Annotated in this window: 1 protein-coding gene and 1 pseudogene; one reads left to right on the top strand and one right to left on the bottom strand. The window is 68.9% G+C overall.

Going from position 1 to position 1,748, the window contains the following annotated elements:
• Positions 1 to 1,410, bottom strand: a 1,410-nt coding sequence (locus AC1DOC_RS32370; RefSeq protein WP_478131410.1) for an ATP-dependent helicase, incomplete at its 3' end; no start/stop codon positions are given.
• A gap of 212 nt (positions 1,411 to 1,622) precedes the next feature.
• On the opposite strand from AC1DOC_RS32370, the pseudogene AC1DOC_RS32375 reads away from it, so the two are divergent.
• Positions 1,623 to 1,748 (top strand): annotated as a pseudogene (locus AC1DOC_RS32375) (magnesium transporter CorA); the annotation flags it as partial.

Here is a 1,748-nt window from a genome sequence, read left to right on the forward strand (position 1 = left end):
GTCCATGGCATCGAGCAGCCGCGCGCCCGTGGCCGGCCCGATGCCCGGGATGAGCTGCGTGACGCGGAAACCCGCCATGCGGCCGCGCGGGTTCTCGGCGAAGCGCAGCACCGCGAGCAGGTCCTTCACATGCGAGGCCTCGAGAAACTTGAGGCCGCCGTACTTCACGAACGGGATGTTGCGGCGCGCCAGTTCGAGCTCGAGCGGCGCGCTGTGCGTGGCGGCGCGGAACAGCACCGCCTGCGACTTGAGCGCGAGGCCGCCCTCGCGGTGCGCCAGCACTTTGTCCGCCACCCAGACGGCCTGCTGCGCCTCGTCGGGCACCAGCACCAGCTGCGGCCGGCCGGCGGAGGGCTTGTCGGTCCACAGCGTCTTGGCATGCCGCTCGGCCGCCTGTGCAATGACCCGGTTCGAGACATCGAGAATCGGCTGGGTCGAGCGGTAGTTGCGCTCCAGCGTGACCACGCGTGCAGCCTGCGAGAACTGCGACGGAAAGTCGAGGATGTTACGCACCGTTGCGCCTCGAAACGAGTAGATCGACTGCGCATCGTCGCCCACCACCGTCACGCCGCGGCCATCGGGCTTGAGCGCCCGCAGGATCGAGGCCTGCAGCAGGTTGGTGTCCTGGTATTCGTCGACCAGCACGTGGTCGAAGCGCTCGCCGACCAGCGCCGCCAGCGCGGGCTCGGCCACCATGCCGGCCCAGTAGAGCAGCAGGTCGTCGTAGTCGAGCACGTTCTGCTGCTGCTTGGCCTCGACGTAGGCGCCGAACAGGCGCTTGAGTTCGGCTTCCCATTCGGCGCACCACGGAAAGGCCTCGGCCAGCACCTCGGCCAGCGGGGCACGCGTGTTGACGCAGCGCGAATAGATCGAAAGGCAGGTGCCCTTGCGCGGAAAGCGGTTCACGCTCGACGACAGGCCGAGCTCGTGGCGCACCAGGCCCATCAGGTCCTCGGCGTCGCCGCGGTCGTGGATCGTGAAGTGGTCGTTCAGGCCGATGTGCGCGGCGTATTCGCGCAGCAGGCGCGCGCCGATGCCGTGGAAAGTGCCGGCCCAGGGCAGCGCGGGCGGCTTGTCGGACTTGAGCCCGAGCACGCGCGCCAGCACCTGGCCCGCGCGGCGCTCCATTTCCTGCGCCGCGCGGCGCGAGAAGGTCAGAAGCAGCAGGCGCTGCGGATCGACGCCGCCGGCGATGAGGTGCGCCACCCGGTGCGCCAGCGTGCTGGTCTTGCCCGAGCCCGCACCGGCGATCACCAGCAGCGGCCGCTCGTCGCGCCCGGCCGTCAGCGTGCCGACGCCGTGCTCGACGGCGGCGCGCTGCTCGTCGTTGAGCGCCGAGAGCGCCGCGGCCAGGCGCTCGGCCTGGGTGGCACCGGTGGCGGAAAAAGCGGGGAGCGCAGCGGTCTGCATGCCCGCGACTTTACTGTATGTCCATCCAGATCGGAGGGCCTGCCGTCACATGGCCGATGACATAATCGCCGCTCGCTGCAACTGGAGACCGCATCATGGAAACCGCACCGTCTCGGCAGCTTTCAACTCCCGCGTCCTGACGCCCGGGCCCGGGGATTGAAAGCACCCCTCCCCTCGCCCCATCGCCTCAGCCATTTCACGGGAGTGAGCCCATGCTCAATATCTTTACGCTTGCCAACGGCCGCCTTGTCCAGGAAGAGATCGAGGCGCTCGAGGAGCTTTCCAAGTTCCAGCCGATCTGGGTCGACCTCGAATCGCCCACGCTCGAGGAAAAGCGC

The organism is Variovorax sp. 01T439_2 (assembly GCF_056398445.1).